Here is a 17,437-nt window from a genome sequence, read left to right on the forward strand (position 1 = left end):
GCTGCGTATATGGCCCTGTGTGCCGCGCCGCCCGGACCTGCGCGCCGCTATTCGGGGAAGAACGCGAAGCGCACCACGAACAGCGCGGCCACCAGCCACGTGGCCGGATGCACCTGGCGGATGCGGCCGGTGCAGGCCTTCAGCACGGCGTAGCTGATGAAGCCGAACGCCAGGCCGTTTGCGATGGAATAGGTGAACGGCATGATCAGCGCGGTGAGCGCCGCGGGCGTGGCCTCGGTCACGTCGTCCCAGTCGATGTCGATCAGTTCGCGCATCATCAGGCCGGCCACGTACAGCAGCGCGGGCGCGGTGGCGTAGGCCGGCACGGAGCCGGCCAGCGGCGAGATGAACAGCGCGGCCAGGAACAGCAGGGCGACCACCAGCGCGGTCAGGCCCGTGCGGCCGCCGGCCTGCACGCCCGAGGCGCTTTCGACGAAGGCGGTGGTGCTGCTGGTGCCCAGCATCGAGCCCGCCACAATGGCCGTGCTGTCGGCGAACAGCGCGCGGCCCAGGCGGTTGGGGCGGTCTTCGGGCACCAGGCCGGCGCGCTTGGCCACGCCCATCAGCGTGCCCGTCGCGTCGAAGACCTCGACCAGCACGAACACGATGATGACGTGCACGAAGCCCGTGTGCAGCGCGCCCATGATGTCCAGCTGCATCAGCGTGGGGGCCAGGCTGGGCGGCGCGGAGAACACGCCGCGGAACTCGTTGTAGCCCAGCACCATGGACAGCACGGTGACGGCCAGCACGCCGATCAGGATGGCGCCGCGCACGCGCAGGGCATCGAGGCCGGCGATGATGAAGAAGCCCAGCACGGCGAACAGCGGGCCCGGCGCGCGCAGGTCGCCCAGCGCGACCTTGGTGGCGGGGTGGGGAACCACGATGCCCGAACTGGATAGCGCGATAATGGCCAGGAACAGCCCGATGCCCGCGGCGATGGCGCTGCGCAGCGAATGCGGGATGCCCTTGATCAGCCAGGCGCGTACGCCGGTCAGTGTCAGGACCAGGAAGATGATGCCCGAGATGAACACCGCGCCCAGCGCCTGTTCCCAGGTGTAGCCCATGCCCTTGACCACGCCGAACGCGAAGAACGCGTTCAGGCCCATGCCGGGCGCCATGCCGATGGGCCAGTTGGCCACCAGCGCCATGATCAGCGTGCCCAGCGCGGCGGCCAGGCAGGTGGCCACGAACACCGCGTTGCGGTCCATGCCGGTGGACGACAGGATGTCCGGGTTGACGAAGATGATGTAGGACATCGTCAGGAACGTGGTGATCCCGGCGATGATCTCGGTACGCGCGGTGGTGCCGTGCTCGCGCAGGCGGAAGAGCTTCTCGAGCATGTTGGTCAGGTCCCCTTCGTTCCTGGTGATGAGTGCCGGCCACGGTGCACGCATGCGTGCCCGCGCCTGTGCCGAGGGCCGTATTGCGCGGCCGCCAAACCGGTATTTTCGCACCAGTTGTAAACTCTGCGCCCATGATCATCCTCGGATTCGAAAGCTCCTGCGACGAGACCGGCGTGGCCGCGGTCTGCACCGAACGCGGCCTGCTGTCGCACGCCCTGCACACGCAGATCGCCATGCACCAGGAGTACGGCGGCGTGGTGCCCGAACTGGCCTCGCGCGACCACATCCGCCGCGTGGTGCCGCTCACCCGCCAGGTGCTGCGCGACGCCGGTCTGCAACTGTCGGACGTCGACGCCGTGGCCTACACGGCCGGCCCGGGCCTGGCCGGCGCGCTGCTGGTGGGCGCCAGCGTGGCGCAGTCGCTGGCCTGGTCGCTGGGCCGCCCGGCCATCGGCATCCATCACCTCGAAGGCCACCTGCTGTCGCCGTTGCTGGCCGATCCGCGGCCCGAGTTTCCCTTCGTGGCCCTGCTGGTCTCGGGCGGGCATACGCAGCTGATGCGGGTCGACGGCGTCGGCCGCTATGAACTGCTGGGCGAGACGTTGGACGACGCGGCCGGCGAGGCCTTCGACAAGTCGGCCAAGCTGATGGGACTGGGCTATCCCGGCGGGCCCGCGCTGTCGCGCATGGCCGAGCAGGGCGACGCCACGCGCTTCGAGCTGCCGCGTCCCATGCTGCACAGCGGCGACCTGGATTTCAGCTTCAGCGGCCTGAAGACGGCGGTGCTGACGCGTGTGAAGGCGGCCGAGCAGGCCGGAGGGCTGGACGAACAGACGCGTGCCGACCTGGCGGCCGCCACCCAGGCGGCCATCGTCGACGTGCTGGCCGCCAAGGCCATCCGCGCGCTGAAGCAGACGAAACTGCGGCGCCTGGTGGTGGCGGGCGGGGTGGGGGCCAACAGCCTGCTGCGTTCTCACCTGGCGCGCGAACTCGCAAAGCTGAAGGCGCAGGCCTATTTCCCGCCGCTGTCGCTGTGCACGGACAACGGCGCGATGATCGCCTACGCCGCGGCCGAGCGCGTCAAGGCCGGGCTGGCCGAGCTGCGCGAGGACGGCCATGCCTTCACGGTCCGGCCGCGCTGGGACCTGGCCGACATCACGGTGGGCGCCGGATCGTAGGCGCAGCGGCTGGCCGGCGGCCGGCACCATCGCGGGCGATGGCGCCCGGGGCGGTTGTCGTGGCGTGCGAGGGGGCGCGCTGCGCACTACGCCCGCACGCCGCTTACTTCTTCTTGCTGCCGATCCGGCTTTCCGTGCCCTTCAGCAGGCGCTGGATGTTGGCCCGGTGGCGGTAGTACAGCAGTGCGCTCATCACGGCGATGGCCACGACCACGGGCGGATGCGCCTTCCAGGCCACGCCCGAGCCGAACACGTAGTACAGCGGCGCGAAGAAGGCGGCGGCCAGGGCGCCCAGCGACGAATAGCGAGAGAACAGCACCACGATGATCCAGGTGGCGATGGTGGCCAGCGCCAGCCAGGGCTGGATCGCGGCCAGCACGCCGAGCGCCGTGGCCACGCCCTTGCCGCCCTTGAAGCGCAGGAACACGGGGTACAGGTGGCCCAGGAAGACCGCCAGGGCGACCAGCGCGTAGGTCGTCCAGGACAGCCCGGGCGCCAGCGCCTGCGCCAGCCACAGCGCGAACCAGCCCTTGGCGGCGTCGCCCAGCAGCGTGAGCGCGGCGGCCGGCTTGCTGCCCGAGCGCAGCACATTGGTCGCGCCGGGATTGCCCGAGCCGTAGCTGCGCGGGTCCTGCAGGCCCATCACGCGGGACACGATGACCGCGAAGGGAATGGAGCCGATCAGGTAGGCAAGCAGGATCAGGGCGGCGTTCAGGGGCAGGGAGGGGGCGGCGTCGACCATTGCGGAATCCGGCTGAGGGTTGAGGCTGCGGATTCTACCGCGCGGCCGGCCGCCAGGGTCGGGTCCGGCTGCCGTACAATCGGTTGCCTCGCGGCGGGTGGCCCCGGCGCCGGGATGCCCCGCGCAGTGGGCTCGACGAAGGGTTGCCCCGCGCAGGGTTTGTTAAATACGGAAGGATTGATGCGTATCCTGGTTTCGAACGACGATGGCTACAACGCCCCTGGACTGCAGGCGCTGGTCGAGGCGCTGGCGGACCTGGGCGAGCTGACCGTGGTCGCGCCGGAAACCAACCACAGCGGCGCGTCGAACTCCCTGACGCTGAACCGGCCGCTGTCGGTTCGCACCGCGGCCAACGGCTTCCTCTACGTCAACGGCACGCCGTCCGATTGCGTGCACGTGGCGCTCACTGGCGGCCTGATGGAAGGGCGTCCCGACCTGGTGGTGTCCGGCATCAACAACGGCGCCAACATGGGCGACGACACCCTGTATTCGGGCACCGTCGCCGCCGCCACCGAGGGCTACCTGTTCGGCATCCCGGCCATCGCCTTCTCGCTGGCCGAGAAGGGCTGGGAGCACATCGACTCGGCGGCCCGTGCCGCGCGCCAGGTGGTCCGGCGCCAGATGGCCGAGCCGCTGGCCGCGCCCATGCTGCTGAACGTCAACATCCCCAACCGTCCCTTCGAAGACCTCGCAGGCTTCTCGGTCACGCGGCTGGGCAAACGCCATCCGTCCGAGCCCGTGGTGCGCACCACCACGCCCTATGGCGATCCGGTCTACTGGATTGGCCCGGTGGGGCTGGCCGCCGACGCCACGCCGGGCACCGATTTCCACGCGGTGGCACAAGGCGCCGTCGCCATCACCCCGCTGCGCCTGGACCTGACGCACACGGGCCAGCTGGACGAGGTTCGCGCGTGGGCGGGGTCTATATGAGCACGAAGCGGCCCGGTCCCGGCGACTACGCCCGCGTCTCGCAGCCCGGCGTTTCCAGGCCTGGCGCCCCTGCGCAAGGCTCGTCCAAGCCGGGCGCTTCCCGCTACGGCATCTCCGGCGTAGGGCCCGGCATCACGCCCGCCAACAGCAACACCCGCATCTCGTCGGCCACGCTGCAGCGTCCCGACGCCTCGCGCAATGCCGCGCCGCCCGCGCCCAACCTGGGCCTGAATTCCGAGCGCCTGCGCCAGGCCATGGTGCAGCGCCTGCGAGAGCAGGGCATTGCCGACGAACGCGTGCTGGCCGCCATGGGCGCCGTGCCGCGGCACCTGTTCGTCGACGAGGCGCTGGCCAGCCGGGCCTATGAAGACGCGGCGCTGCCCATCGGCCATTCGCAGACCATCTCGCAACCCTGGGTGGTGGCGCGCATGCTGGCGGCGGTCTGCGAGGACCGCGAGCCCACTCGCGTGCTCGAGGTCGGCGCCGGCTGCGGCTACCAGGCCGCAGTCATGGCGCAGTTCGTGCGCGAGGTCCACGCCATCGAACGCATCCGCGGCCTGTTCGAACTGGCGCGCGGCCATTTGCGCGCATTGCGCCTGGCAACCAAGGTCAGGCTGATCCATGGCGACGGCATGCTGGGCCTGCCCGGCATCGCACCGTTCGATGCTATTGTTGTGGCTGCCGCGGGCCTGAGCATTCCTCAGGCCCTACTTGCGCAACTGGCGCCAGGCGGCCGCCTCATCGCGCCGGAAGGCGGCGCCAGCCAGCGGCTGGTGCTGGTCGAACGCACTGGGGCAGCCAGCTGGAATCGCCGCGAGCTCGAAGCCGTCCGCTTCGTGCCTCTGCGAGCCGGAATACAAACTTGAGCGACAGGAGAATCGTATGCTCAACGGGCAGTTGACACTGACCGCTGCAATATCGCCCCGCGCGCTCGCGCGTCCGGGCAAACGCATGCTGCCGGCAAGCATGCTGGTCCTGGCCCTGGCATTGGCAGGCTGCACCAGCACGCCGCGCCAGGCGCCCATCGTCGACATGACCCAGCAGCCTGCCCATGGCGGGCCTGCCGCGGGCGGCACGTACGTGGTCAAGCCTGGCGACAGCCTCTATCGCATCGCTCGCAACAACAACGTCGACGTCGACACGCTCAAGCGCCTGAACAACCTGAACGATCCCAACCAGATCGCCGTGGGCCAGGTGCTGAAGCTGTCCGCGTCCGGCGGCGGCAACGGCGGTGGCACCGCGCCGTCCGCCGCGCCGGTCAATACGCCGCAGGCCATCGCCACGGCGCCCAGCAAGTCGACCGAACCCGTGCCGCTGGACGCGCCGCCCGGATCGGCCGCCAAGCCCGCGGACGGCGCCACGCCGGGCACGCCGCCGGCCACCACGCCGACCCAGCCTGCCACGCCCGCGCCGCCCGCCACTCCGGCGCCGCCGCGCGCGTCCGACGCCAACGTCATCTCGTGGGGCTGGCCCGCCAGCGGCGCCGTCACCGCGCAGTTCAACAGCAACACCAAGGGCATCGACATCGCCGGCTCGCCCGGCGATCCGGTCATCGCGGCTGCCGACGGCAAGGTCATGTACAGCGGCAACGGCGTGCGCGGCCTGGGCAACCTGGTCATCATCAACCACCAGAACGGCTTCATCACCGCGTATGCGCACAACCGCGCGCTGCTGGTGAAGACGGGCCAGAACGTCAAGAAGGGCGCCAAGATCGCCGAGGTGGGCCAGACCGACACCACGTCGCCCAAGCTGCACTTCGAGATCCGCCGCCAGGGCACGCCCGTCGACCCCTTGCAGTACCTGCCCGCGCGATGACGCCCACCCTGGTCTTCGACCTGGAAACCCTGCCCGACGTGGCCGGCCTGCGCCGGCTGCACGGCTGGGGCGCCGACGTGCCCGATGCCGAGGTCGCCGAACGCGCCTTCGCCGCGCGGCGCGAAGCCGTCGGGCACGACTTCCTGCCGCTGCACCTGCACCGCGTGGCGGTAGTGGGCTGCGTGTTCCGCGACGACAAGGGTTTCCGCGTGAAGACGCTGGGCAACCCCGACGATCCCGAGCCCGTGCTGCTGGCCGGCTTCTTCAAGACCATCGAGCACTACACGCCCCGGCTGGTCAGCTGGAACGGCTCGGGTTTCGACCTGCCCGTGCTGCACTATCGCAGCCTGATCCACGGCGTCCCCGCGCCCCGCTACTGGGACATGGGCGAGGAGGACCGCGACTTCAAGTACAACAACTACATCAGCCGCTACCACAACCGCCACATCGACCTGATGGATTTGCTGGCCAAGTACAACGGCCGCGCCAACGCGCCGCTGGACGAGCTGGCCAAGCTGTGCGGCTTTCCCGGCAAGCTGGGCATGGACGGCAGCAAGGTCTGGGAGGCCTGGAACAACGGCCAGGCCGACGCGGTGCGCGCCTATTGCGAGACCGACGTGGTCAACACCTGGCTGGTGTACTGCCGCTTCCGCTTCCTGCGCGGCGAACTCGACCAGACCTCGTACGAGGCCGAGATCACCCTGGTGCGCGACACGCTGGCCGCCAGCGACGCGCCGCACTGGAAGGAATACATGGCGGCCTGGGACGCGGCCTGACAGCCGGGCAGGGACGTTTCCGCCACAGGGACGGATTCATCCAATTTTGCTTCGTCGCCCGGCTGGGTAGAGTGCCGCTTCCGGATTCGTTCATCGAAGGGAAGCCGTGCCTATCACCTCACGCATCGACAGACCTGCGCGACGCAAACTTCGTCTATCCAACGACGTCGTTTTCAAGGCCCTGTTCTGCAGGCAGCCACATCTGCTGTCGGACCTGATCAATACGGTGCGCCATCCGGCGGCGCCGGTGTCCATCGTCCATATCCTGAATCCGCTTCTCGTGCCGGATGCGCCTGCGGGCAAGCAGGTCGTGTTCGACATCCGCGCGCGGGACGCCGATGGCCAGCAGTTCATCGTGGAAATGCAGATGCGGCGGCATGCCGATTGGCCGGCGCGCAGCGTCTACTACATGGCGCGTGGCCTGGCCGAACAATTGCGCTCGGGCGAGGACTATGACGTGCTGCAGCCATCCATCGGCATCACGCTGATCGGACAGGACTGGTACACCCGCGTGTCGGACCAGGCTGATTGGCGCTTCACTTTGCGCGATTCCCTGCGTCCGTCCATAGAATTCGATCAGGCCTTGCAGTTGTACGTCGTCGAACTGCACAAGGCGGAAATTCTGCAACAGGGGCCCTCCGCCTTGATGGATTGGGTGGTCTGCCTGTCGCATTACCCGGATGAGGACATCATGCGCCAAATCACCCACCCCCCGGCCCTCGAGGCCCTGAAGCATCTCGAGTCGATGTGTTCGGAAGAAGAATTGCGGATCATCGCCATGCAGCGCGAGTTCGCGGCGATGGACGAGCGCGTCGCACGGCGGGCCGCAGAGAAGAAGGGCCAGCAACGCGTGCTGAAACGACAGCTCACGCATCGCTTCGGCGCCTTGCCGACTGAAATCGAGGACAAGTTGAGCAAGGCGAAAGCCGATCAACTGACGGATTGGGCTGTGAAGCTGCTGGACGCGCGCACGATGGAAGAAGTGTTCGTGTAATGCCTGACTTCCGCTGGATGTCCGGGGCACGGATGCCATCCGGCTTGGGCAGGCGGAAGCGGGTGCGGCAATGGGCGGGTTTTCGTGCGTCAGGTCAACAGCCGGCCATGCCATTCCCCCAAGCAATCGACTGAAACAAGCGCCCCGCGCACGAAACCCGCGCGAAACCGGTGCCGCCGCACAATGGCATCGCGTTACCACCCAACAGGAGATTTCTCATGTCCCGAATCGCACTCCGTCATACCCTCGCCGCCCTCAGCATGGCCATCACCGCCGGCGCCCTGAGCGCCCCGACGATTGCCGCCACCGCGGCCACGTCCGATGCCCCCGCCACCCAGCCGTCCGCCGCCAAGGCGGCGCCGGATGGCCACAAGGGCCCGCGCGGAGAGCACCATGGTCGCCACGGCCATCACATGGGCCGCGACGGCATGATGATCCCCGGCCTGGGCCCCGTGTCGAAGGCGCAGCTCGAAACGCTGAAGCTGGACGCCGATCAGCAAGGCCTGGTCCAGCAGGCGCGCGACGCCCAGCGCGACCTGTTCAAGGCGCACCGCGAAGCCGGCGCAGGCCGCCACCAGTTGCTGGACAAGCAGCTGGCCGACGGCAAGCTCGATCCGCGCGCGCTGATGGCCGCGTCCGAGTCCAACCGCGACCAGTTCCGCACGCAGGCGGGCCAGGTGCGGGACAAGTGGCTGGCCGTGTGGGACAGCCTGAACGAGACCCAGCGCGGCCAGGTGGCCGAACTGGTCAAGGCACGCCAGGCCCGCATGAAGGACCGCCATGAAAAGCGCGCCGAGCGCATGCAGCAATGGCGCGCCGAGCGCGCGCAGCAGCCGGCCGCGTCGGCCAGCTGAGCGTGAAGCAGGCTCGCAGCGTCAGGCCTGATGTGTCATCCCCCCACCCGACGTGCCTGGCTCCAGGCGTGAAGGGCGCTCCGGCCGGCCTCCGTGGCCGGCCGTCTACACTCCCCGCTAGCGCGATTCCGGTTGCGGGTTGCCCGTCACCACGAAGCGCCTCGAGAATCCCAGCGGCCGCGCCACCCCGCGCGGCTCGCTGAGAAAGGGCACCCGAAAGCCCGGCGCCGGCAGTATCTTCACACGCCAATCCGTGCCGCCGAGAAAGCGGAACCGCACCGTATCCGCGCCCTCCAGCTTCATCGACGAGAACACGCCCGTGGTGTACATGCCGCCTATCCGTGCGCTGTCGACGACGCGCAGGTCGGCATCCAGCAGGGTGATGCGCAGCATTTCCTCGAACGGAATGTCGTCGGTGGCGAACACCAGATAGCCTTGGCGCCATTGCAGCGCGGCTTCCAGCACGACGCCGTCGACGACGGCCTGCGTGACCTTGCCGTCGATCACCACGCGGCTTTGCCGCACCTGGTCCTGCGAGGCCGGTAGCGGTTTCAGCGAGAATTCGTCCTGCGACAGCGTGCGCATGCCGGTGGCCTCGCGCGTTACCACAGCATGTCGATGCCGAAGGCGGCCAGGGCGCCGCCCACGAATGCGCCGACCGTCACGCACACCGGCGCCCCGGGACCGCAGGCCAGGCCCGCCAGTGCGCCGCCGGCAATGCCGCCGCCGATGCCGGCGCCCGTGACCGCGACCTCGCGCCCCGTGGCCGACACCTTGTCGTCGGCCGTGGCGATGTTGTAGGCGGACAGCGCGATCGAGATCACGATCAGGCCACGCCCGGCGCGTGACAGGCGGCTGATGGTCTGCGTCACCTGGGGATTCGACCGGCCCGCCGACTTCACGATCTCGCCGTACACCGCGTTCTGCTGCGACAGCGTGAGATTGTCGAACCGCGCCGTCGGCCCGTGCAGCTTGATGGTCTTGGCGGCGACCAACTGGTTCAGCGTCACGCCTTCCTTCTTCAACGACTGCGCGATCGCCAGTCCGACCGGCGTGCTGCGCCCGCGGATGATCTGCATGATGGTGTTGCGCGCTTCCTGCGCCTGCTGGGCGGCCTGCGCCCACGTCAGGCGGCCGCTCATCACCTCGAACTGCAGTTCGTTGGACATCGCCAGGATCTGGCGGGTGTAGGCAAGCCGGGCCGAAGCATCCAGCGACAGGTGGGAGCCGACGTTGGCGACTTCGACCTTCAGGGCCTGGATGGCCGAGTCGAATGCGGAGCGGTCCTGGGAAATCGGGTCATTGATGGCCATGGATGAGGGGTCTCTTTTTCTATTTCGCGGAAAGGGAAGACGCCCCGGCCGTAGGCCCGCGGAATGAGAAATGGGATTCCGCCAGCGTCCAAAGGCGACGGGAAAAAATACCAGGGCGCACCGTGGCGATATGAAATGATTGGTCAATCACGTATCCGATCGTGAATGGACTTTGCCGCGCAGATCCGGCAGCGAATCGCGCAGCGCCACCGGCTGGCCGCGGCAGCCGACGCGCTCGCATGCGCCTCTTCCCGGGGCATATCCGCCCCGCTGCACCGCGATGGTGCGCCGCTCTGGGCCATCGGGCGCCATTCCCGGCCCAAAGCGGTGCTCCTGGGACCTGCCCACCCGCACGGCAAGGCGCGAAAAAGCTGGCATGGAACGTGCTTAATCTCTTTCAAGCTGATATCGAACCTGTCTATTCGTATCCGGCCTGCAGGGCATCCGGAGCCTGCCCTATCCATTCCAATCGCCTCAGGAACGTACTCATGAAGAAGACGCTGCTTGCCCACTCCCTGTGCCTGGCCGCCGCCGCATGTGCGATGGCGCCCGTCGTGCATGCCGATCCGACCGATCTAGGCGCCGGCTTTTCGCTCAGCGGCAATGCCACGATCGTCAACGACTACCGGTTCCGCGGCTTCTCGCAGACCGATTTCCGGCCCGCCGCGCAACTGGGCTTCGACATCGCCCACAGCTCCGGTTTCTACCTGGGCAACTGGAACTCCAACGTCTCCGACTTCGTGATCAACGAAGGCAACCTCGAGATGGACTTCTACGGCGGCTGGCGCGGTCCGGTCGCGGGCGACCTGGGCCTGGACATCGGCGCGCTGCACTACTACTACCCGGGTTCCTCGTCGGCCAAGAGCGGCGGCAACATCAACAACACCGACATCTACCTGGGCGTGACCTACCAGACCTTCTCGCTGAAGTATTCGTACACGCCCAGCGACTTCTTCGGCGTGGCCGACACCAAGGGCACCTGGTACCTGGACGCGTCGGGCACCTATGATCTGGGCGACGGCTGGGGCCTGGTCGGCCACGTCGGCTACCAGCGCCTGAAGGGTGCGGTGTCCTACACCGCCGACGACGAGAAGATCAGCGGCTACGTCGACTACAAGCTGGGCGTGACCAAGGACCTGAAGGGCTGGGTCGTGGGCTTGGCCGCGGTGGGAGCGAACAAGGACAACTGGCTGCCGACCAAGTACGGCCACCCGTCCGGCCGCCTGGGCGCCGTGGTGTCCGTGTCGCGCACCTTCTGATTTCTCCTGGTTTGGGGCCGGTCGTCCCGCAAGGGACGATCGGCCTTGCCGTTTTCAGGGGCGGATCGTCGCAGCGGGCCACGGGCCAGGCAGGTTTCGGGCGGGTCCGGACACTTCATATAATGCCGGGTTGCCCGAAAACCTGGATCGCCCGCAAGAGATGTCCGACGTACTGAAAATCGAGTCCCTGGACCTGGAAGCCCGGGGCATTGCCCGCCGCGACGGCAAGGTCGTGTTCGTCGAGGGCGCGCTGCCCGGCGAACGGGTGACCGCCACGACGGTGCGGCGCAAGCCGTCCTACGAGACCGCGCGCGTCGAGACCGTGCTGACGCCGTCGTCGCAGCGCGTCGTGCCGCGCTGCCCTCACTTCGGCGTGTGCGGCGGCTGTGCCATGCAGCACCTGGAGCCGACCGCCCAGGTGGCCATCAAGCAGCGTTCGCTGGAAGACACCTTCTGGCACATCGGCAAGCTGCGCCCGGCGCGCGTGCTGCCGCCGTTGCATGGCCCCACCTGGGGCTATCGCTACCGCGCCCGCCTGTCGGTGCGCGTGGTGCCCAAGAAGGGCGGGGTGCTGGTGGGCTTCCACGAGCGCAAGAGCAGCTACGTGGCAGACATGCGCGAGTGCCACGTGCTGCCGCCGTCCGTCAGCGCGCTGCTGATGCCGCTGCGCGCCCTGATCGCCAGCATGTCGGCGCCCGACCGCATGCCGCAGATCGAAGTGGCGCTGGGCGATGCCGTCACGGTGCTGGTGCTGCGCCATCTGCTGCCGCTGACCGACGGCGACGTCGCCTTGCTGCGCGCCTTTGCCCAGGAGCACGGCGTGCAATGGTGGCTGCAGTCCAAGGGGCCCGACACCGTGCAGCCGCTGGAGCCCGGACACGCCGACGCGCTGGCCTATGCGCTGCCGGAGTTCGGCCTGCGCATGCCGTACCGGCCCACCGATTTCACGCAGGTCAATCATTCCATCAACCGCGCGATGATCTCGCGTGCGCTGACGCTGCTGGAACCCCAGCCCACCGACCGCATCGCCGACCTGTTCTGTGGCCTGGGCAATTTCACGCTGCCGCTGGCCACGCGCGCACGCGAGGCCGTGGGCGTGGAAGGCAGCAAGATGCTGACCGACCGCGCCATGCAGGCGGCCCGCGAACACGGCCTGCAGGACACCACCAGCTTCGCCACGCTGAACCTGTTCGAGGTCGACGTGCAGTGGCTGCGCGGCCTGGGCTACTTCGACCGCATGCTCATCGACCCGCCGCGCGAAGGCGCGCAGGCCGTGGCGCAGGCGCTGTCGCAACTGTCGCTGGCCGAGCGCCCCAGGCGCATCGTCTACGTGTCCTGTAATCCCGCCACGCTGGCGCGCGATGCCGCCATCATGGTGCACGAGGGCGGCTATGCGCTGCGCAGCGCGGGCGTGATCAACATGTTCCCGCACACGGGGCACGTCGAGTCCATCGCGGTGTTCGAATCGCTGGACGAGGCCACCGTGCTGGCCGCGCAGGCCGATGCCGCGCAGAAGCGGCTGGCGGCGCAAGCCGTTGCGGCGGCCGGCGTGGCGGCTGAGGCCGACGCCGCCTGATCGACGGCGTGGGCGCGCGGCCGCCTGCGGACTGCCGAGCTGCATTCCGCCCGGACCGCGTCGCGGTTGGCCTGCCATAGCGCGCGGACCGGCGCGCCGGCCGCATGGCGACGTGCCGGGCGGATGTGCCGCGCGCCAATGGGCCGCACGCTCCGCGGACGTGCTACGTCCCGGTGCGCTGCGCGTCCGGCCGGGACCATAGCCACGCCAGTACGCAGGCCATGCTGATCCATCCGGACCAGAGCGCCCAGGCGTACGGAATGGTGTAGTACATGATCACCGCGCAGGCTGACATCGACACCGCGGCCGCGATCTTCGCCCGCCGGGCAACGCGCCTGCCGTTGTGCCAGTCATGCAGCAACGGCCCGAACCCTTTGTGTCGATACAGCCAGGCATGCAGGCGCGGCGAGCTGCGCGCGGAGGCCCATGCGGCCAGCAGCACGAAGACGGTGGTGGGCAGGCCGGGCACGAAGACGCCGATGACGGCCAGGCAGATGCAAAGGCCCGCCAACGCCATCAGCAAGGCGCGCTGCCAGGGCCTGCGCAGGCCCTGGTAAGCGGGCATGGCGGCTGGCGCGGCAATCGGCATTGCGGGAACGTCGGCAGCGGGCGTGGGGCTCGGTGCCGGGACTGGCCCGGCAGCCGGCGTCGTCTTGCGAGGCTGGGCCGGTTGCGCTGCCCGCGAGTCGGCTTGCGCGCCGTAGGAATCGGCCGAGCGCCGAGTCATGCGGAAAGCTTGAAATGGCGCTCGAGCAGCTGGCCGAAACGATCGAAGGCCGCATGCGCGCCGGCGATCACCGCGTCGTGCGTGTCCACGCCGATCTCGTCGCTGTCCAGCGCCTGCACGAAGCGGCGCCATACGACGGCGCGGCCTTCGGGGTAGGCGGCCAGGTTGCGCGCGCCGAACTCGGCGGACAGGCCCAGCTTGGCCTGCACCTCCTTGAACAGGAAGGCGGCGCCCAGTGTCGAACCCTCGGAGACGTAGAGCCAACCCAGGCCCTCGGGCATGGTCACGTTCCGGCTGGCCACGGCGTCTTCCCTCGGTGGCGGCGCGCCCAGGTCGCGCAGGTCGTCCAGCGCGGCTGCTTCGCGCCCGCGCACGGCCAGGTCGGGCACGGCGGCCCGCAGTCCTGCGTCGTGGAACAGGTGCTCGACGTCGCGCTGGAACAGGTACTGGGCGGCGACGAAACCCGCGTAGGCCTCGCGGCTCGCAAACGGCGCGGCGCGTTCCATCAACCGGTGCATGCGCTCGTGCTGCGCGGCGGTTTCGATCTTCAGGCGCTGCGACAGGGTCAGGCGTTCGAGGGTTTCGGTCGTCATGGGCGTGCGGGCAGTGAGGAGGAGCGGGCTGGTTGTCCGAGAATTGTTCTCATTATCACGAATACCCGTCCGATTGACACGTTGAAGTTGCCCAAGGGTACAGGACAAGCTTCCCTGTGGCTCAGGCCCGTCGGCGCACGGGACGCCGGCATGGCCTCGGTCCGGCGGTGCCAGCCGCGCCGGCCGGCGTCAATCCGGGACCGCGGTGCCGCTCAGCTGATCGATGATCGGGCAATCCGGCCGCTTGTCGCCATGGCAATGCCGCGCCAGGTGCTTCAGCGTATCCGCCATCTGCTGCAGTTCGGCTGCCTTGCGTTCCAGCTCCCGCACGTGTTCCAGCGCCACGCGCTTGACGTCGGCGCTGGCGCGGCTGCGGTCGTTCCACAGCGCCAGCAGCTCGTGCATCTGTTCGACCGAGAAGCCCAGCCCGCGGGCGCGGCGCACGAAGCGCAGCGTGTGCAGGTCGGTGTCGCTGTAGACGCGATAGCCCGAGTCCGTGCGCTGCGCCGGCCCGATCAGGCCGATGGTTTCGTAGTAGCGGATCATCTTTGCCGAGATGCCCGAGGCTTGCGAGGCTTGTCCGATGTTCATGGCGATGGCGTTCCGAAAGCGGTGAGTAGTCAGGCGGCGGCCGCGCGAAACGCCTTCAGGCGCAACGCGTTGCCCACGACGAACACGCTGGACAGCGCCATCGCGCCCGCCGCCAGCATGGGCGACAGCGCCACGCCGTAGGCCGGATAGAGCGCGCCGGCCGCCAGCGGGATCAGCGCGGCGTTGTAGGCAAAGGCCCAGAACAGGTTCTGGCGGATGTTGGACAGCGTGGCGCGGCTGAGCGCGATGGCCGTGGGCACGCCGTTGGGATCGCCCGCCATCAGCACCACCGACGCCGCCTCGATGGCCACGTCGGTGCCCGTGCCGATGGCCACGCCCACGTCGGCCGCGGCCAGGGCAGGGGCGTCGTTGATGCCATCCCCCACGAAGGCCGCGCGCTGCCCGCCTTCGCGCAGCGCCTGCACCGCGCGCACTTTGTCCTCGGGCAGCACTTCGGCGTGCACGGCGTCGATGCCCAGTTCGCGTGCCACCGCCTGCGCCGTCTCGCGGTTGTCGCCCGTGATCATGGCGGTGCGCAGCCCCTGCGCGTGCAGCGCGGCGATGGCCTCGCGGGCCGTGGGCTTGATGGGATCGGCGATGGCGGCCATCGCGGCGGCGCGACCATCGATGGCGACATACACCGGCGTCCAGCCGCGGCGGCCCCAGTCGACGGCTTGCTCGCCGAAAACCGAGACGTCCACCCGCAAGGCCTCCATCAGTCGCGTCGCGCCGGCAGCCACGCGGCGGCCTTGCACGCGCCCACGCACCCCCGCGCCGGACTCGGCCACGAAGTCCTCGGCGGGCAGTATGTCGATGCCGCGTTCGCGTGCCGCGGTCACGATGGCCTGGGCGATGGGGTGTTCGGAGCGCGCTTGCAGCGAGGCCAGCAGGCGCAGCACGTCGTCCTCGCAGGCGGGTGCGTCGCGTGTATCCGAGGCATCGTGCGCACGAGAGGCATCGGATTCGCTGCCAGCGCGGGCCGGGGCGGGCGCCAGCCGCAGCGCGGCCAGCGCCGGCTTGCCCTGCGTCAGCGTGCCCGTCTTGTCGAAGGCCACCACGTTCACGTCGCGCAGCGATTGCAGCGCGTCGCCGTGGCGGAACAGCACGCCCAGTTCCGCCGCGCGGCCCGTGCCCACCATGATGGACGTGGGCGTGGCCAGGCCCATCGCGCAAGGGCAGGCGATGATCAGCACCGCCACCGCGTGCACCAGCGCGCCGGCCAGCGCGGGCTGGGGGCCCCAGGCCAGCCAGGCCGCGAACGTCAGCAAAGCGGCCGCCATCACCGCCGGCACGAACCAGCCGGTGATGCGGTCCACCAGCGCTTGCACCGGCAGCCGCGCGCCCTGCGCGTCTTCCACCATGCGGATGATGCGGGCCAGCTGCGTGTCGGCGCCGATGCGCGCGACGCGCAATGTGAAGCTGCCCGACGTGTTCAGCGTGCCGCCCGCCGCCGTGTCGCCCACGTGCTTCTCCACGGGCACCGGTTCTCCCGTCAGCATGGACTCGTCCACGTACGAGCTGCCTTCGGCGATCTCTCCATCCAGCGGGATCTGCTCGCCCGGCCGCACCAGCACCTGTTCGCCCACGCGCACCTCGTCCACCGGCACGTCCACGGGCTGCCCGCCGCGCAACACGCGGGCGCTGCGCGGTTGCAGCGCGGCCAGCCGGCGGATGGCCGCGCCCGTGCGGCCCTTGGCGCGCGCCTCCAGCATGCGGCCCAGCAGGATCAACGTGACGATGACGGCGGCCGCCTCGAAATACACCGCGCGCGCGCCGTCCGGCAGCCACTGCGGCGCGAACGTCGCCACGGTGGAATAGCCCCAGGCCGCGCCCGCGCCCAGCGCCACCAGCGAGTTCATCTCGGGCGCGCGGCGCCACAGCGCCGCCAGGCCCAGCGTGAAGAAGTGCCGCCCCGGCCCGGCCAGCACCGCCGTGGTCAGCACGAACTGCAGCAGCCAGCTGTTGCGCTCGCCCAGCGTGGCCGCGATCCAGTGATGCCAGGCGGGCACCAGGTGGCCGCCCATCTCGATGAGGAAGACCGGCAGCGTCAGCGCCAGGGCTGCCGCCAGTGCCAGGGTCAGGCGCCGCGCGTCGGCGTCGCGCGCCTGCGCCTGCCGTTCGGCATGGCCGTCCCGGGCCACGATGACCTGCGCCGCGTAGCCGGCCTTGCCGACGGCGGCGACCATCGCGTCCGGCGCGGCGCTGTCAGGGTCGTAGGACACCTGCGCCCGTTCGGTGGCCAGGTTGACGCTGGCGCTCCGCACGCCCGGCACGGCCGACAGCACTTTCTCGACGCGCTTCACGCATGAGGCGCACGTCATGCCATCGACGGAAAGATCCAGCTGGATGAGGGTAGAAGGGGCTGCGCTCATGGCAGGGCCGTCCGGTTGTCGTTGATGATGCGACCAGTATCATCCTTCCCATCATGGGAAGGTCAAGCAGTCATTCTAGGCTTGACCTTCCTATCTTGGGAAGGTTTAGACTGGATTCGTGTCGGGTCGCATCGGACCCGTCTTACTTCTACAGGAGCAGCAAGCATGGCAATTGAACTGACCGTCCCGGACATGACCTGCGGACATTGCGTGAAGACCATCACCGAAGCCGTACAGGCCGTCGCGCCGGGCGCGCAGGTGCATGTCGACCTGGCGACGCATCAGGTGCGTGTGGACGGGGCATCGCAGGCGGAGCCCGTGCGTGACGCCATCCGCGAGGCAGGCTACGACGTACGAGGCTGATCCTGCGGAGG

Annotated in this window: 18 protein-coding genes; 10 read left to right on the top strand and 8 right to left on the bottom strand. The window is 69.2% G+C overall.

Features of this window, described 5'->3' with window-relative positions:
* Positions 1-47: 47 nt before the first annotated feature.
* The gene (locus FS845_RS12995; protein ID WP_144635825.1) at positions 48-1,340 is read right to left on the bottom strand and encodes an NCS2 family permease; all 1,293 of its coding nucleotides are present in this window, start codon (positions 1,338-1,340) and stop codon (positions 48-50) included.
* 134 nt (positions 1,341-1,474) lie between these two features.
* Here FS845_RS12995 and tsaD point away from each other — a divergent pair, with 134 nt between their 5' ends.
* Positions 1,475-2,521 carry a tRNA (adenosine(37)-N6)-threonylcarbamoyltransferase complex transferase subunit TsaD gene (gene tsaD / locus FS845_RS13000; RefSeq protein ID WP_144635555.1) on the top strand — a complete coding sequence of 349 codons (1,047 nt, stop codon included), beginning with the start codon at positions 1,475-1,477 and terminating at the stop codon, positions 2,519-2,521.
* A 103-nt stretch (positions 2,522-2,624) separates the two neighbouring features.
* Here the strand turns inward: tsaD and plsY are convergent, their stop codons facing one another.
* On the bottom strand, positions 2,625-3,263 hold the full coding sequence (gene plsY, locus FS845_RS13005; RefSeq protein ID WP_144635558.1) for a glycerol-3-phosphate 1-O-acyltransferase PlsY: 639 nt from the start codon (positions 3,261-3,263) through the stop codon (positions 2,625-2,627).
* A 180-nt stretch (positions 3,264-3,443) separates the two neighbouring features.
* Between plsY and surE the strand changes: the two genes are divergently transcribed.
* From surE to FS845_RS13035, 6 genes are all read left to right on the top strand, one after another.
* Positions 3,444-4,193: a 5'/3'-nucleotidase SurE gene (surE, locus tag FS845_RS13010; RefSeq protein WP_144635561.1), complete on the top strand. Its 750-nt coding sequence runs from the start codon at positions 3,444-3,446 to the stop codon at positions 4,191-4,193.
* Positions 4,190-5,059, top strand: coding sequence for a protein-L-isoaspartate(D-aspartate) O-methyltransferase (locus FS845_RS13015; protein ID WP_144635564.1), 870 nt, complete (start codon positions 4,190-4,192; stop codon positions 5,057-5,059). Before surE ends, FS845_RS13015 begins: the two co-directional genes overlap by 4 nt.
* Before the next feature lie 16 nt (positions 5,060-5,075).
* On the top strand, positions 5,076-6,008 hold the full coding sequence (locus FS845_RS13020) for a peptidoglycan DD-metalloendopeptidase family protein (RefSeq protein ID WP_144635567.1): 933 nt from the start codon (positions 5,076-5,078) through the stop codon (positions 6,006-6,008).
* A complete protein-coding gene (locus tag FS845_RS13025; protein ID WP_144635570.1) occupies positions 6,005-6,784 on the top strand; it encodes a 3'-5' exonuclease in 780 nt (259 codons plus the stop codon). The genes FS845_RS13020 and FS845_RS13025 overlap by 4 nt, the downstream gene beginning before the upstream one ends.
* A gap of 106 nt (positions 6,785-6,890) precedes the next feature.
* On the top strand, positions 6,891-7,778 hold the full coding sequence (locus FS845_RS13030) for an Rpn family recombination-promoting nuclease/putative transposase (protein ID WP_144635573.1): 888 nt from the start codon (positions 6,891-6,893) through the stop codon (positions 7,776-7,778).
* A 218-nt stretch (positions 7,779-7,996) separates the two neighbouring features.
* Positions 7,997-8,632 (top strand): hypothetical protein, encoded by a 636-nt coding sequence (locus FS845_RS13035; RefSeq protein ID WP_144635576.1) that lies wholly within the window; start codon positions 7,997-7,999, stop codon positions 8,630-8,632.
* A gap of 117 nt (positions 8,633-8,749) precedes the next feature.
* Here the strand turns inward: FS845_RS13035 and FS845_RS13040 are convergent, their stop codons facing one another.
* A complete protein-coding gene (locus FS845_RS13040) occupies positions 8,750-9,217 on the bottom strand; it encodes a hypothetical protein (RefSeq protein WP_144635579.1) in 468 nt (155 codons plus the stop codon).
* A gap of 17 nt (positions 9,218-9,234) precedes the next feature.
* Positions 9,235-9,945, bottom strand: coding sequence for a hypothetical protein (locus FS845_RS13045; protein WP_144635582.1), 711 nt, complete (start codon positions 9,943-9,945; stop codon positions 9,235-9,237).
* Between the two features lie 488 nt (positions 9,946-10,433).
* Between FS845_RS13045 and FS845_RS13050 the strand changes: the two genes are divergently transcribed.
* Both FS845_RS13050 and rlmD read left to right on the top strand, forming a co-directional pair.
* Complete coding sequence (locus FS845_RS13050) at positions 10,434-11,204, top strand: TorF family putative porin (protein WP_144635585.1); 771 nt, start codon at positions 10,434-10,436, stop codon at positions 11,202-11,204.
* Positions 11,205-11,364: 160 nt separating this feature from the next.
* Positions 11,365-12,780: a 23S rRNA (uracil(1939)-C(5))-methyltransferase RlmD gene (gene rlmD / locus FS845_RS13055; protein ID WP_144635588.1), complete on the top strand. Its 1,416-nt coding sequence runs from the start codon at positions 11,365-11,367 to the stop codon at positions 12,778-12,780.
* 163 nt (positions 12,781-12,943) lie between these two features.
* On the opposite strand, the gene FS845_RS13060 is transcribed toward rlmD, so the two are convergent.
* From FS845_RS13060 to FS845_RS13075, 4 genes are all read right to left on the bottom strand, one after another.
* Positions 12,944-13,345 carry a YbaN family protein gene (locus tag FS845_RS13060; RefSeq protein WP_260986268.1) on the bottom strand — a complete coding sequence of 134 codons (402 nt, stop codon included), beginning with the start codon at positions 13,343-13,345 and terminating at the stop codon, positions 12,944-12,946.
* Between the two features lie 158 nt (positions 13,346-13,503).
* Positions 13,504-14,100: a biliverdin-producing heme oxygenase gene (locus FS845_RS13065; RefSeq protein WP_144635594.1), complete on the bottom strand. Its 597-nt coding sequence runs from the start codon at positions 14,098-14,100 to the stop codon at positions 13,504-13,506.
* 189 nt (positions 14,101-14,289) lie between these two features.
* On the bottom strand, positions 14,290-14,691 hold the full coding sequence (cueR, locus tag FS845_RS13070; RefSeq protein ID WP_144635597.1) for a Cu(I)-responsive transcriptional regulator: 402 nt from the start codon (positions 14,689-14,691) through the stop codon (positions 14,290-14,292).
* Between the two features lie 29 nt (positions 14,692-14,720).
* Positions 14,721-17,063, bottom strand: coding sequence for a heavy metal translocating P-type ATPase (locus FS845_RS13075; RefSeq protein ID WP_144635601.1), 2,343 nt, complete (start codon positions 17,061-17,063; stop codon positions 14,721-14,723).
* 165 nt (positions 17,064-17,228) lie between these two features.
* On the opposite strand from FS845_RS13075, the gene FS845_RS13080 reads away from it, so the two are divergent.
* Positions 17,229-17,426, top strand: coding sequence for a heavy-metal-associated domain-containing protein (locus tag FS845_RS13080; protein WP_144635604.1), 198 nt, complete (start codon positions 17,229-17,231; stop codon positions 17,424-17,426).
* The last annotated feature ends 11 nt before the right edge of the window (positions 17,427-17,437 follow it).

It is taken from the genome of Bordetella genomosp. 13 (assembly GCF_007679965.1).
GTDB lineage: Bacteria > Pseudomonadota > Gammaproteobacteria > Burkholderiales > Burkholderiaceae_B > Bordetella.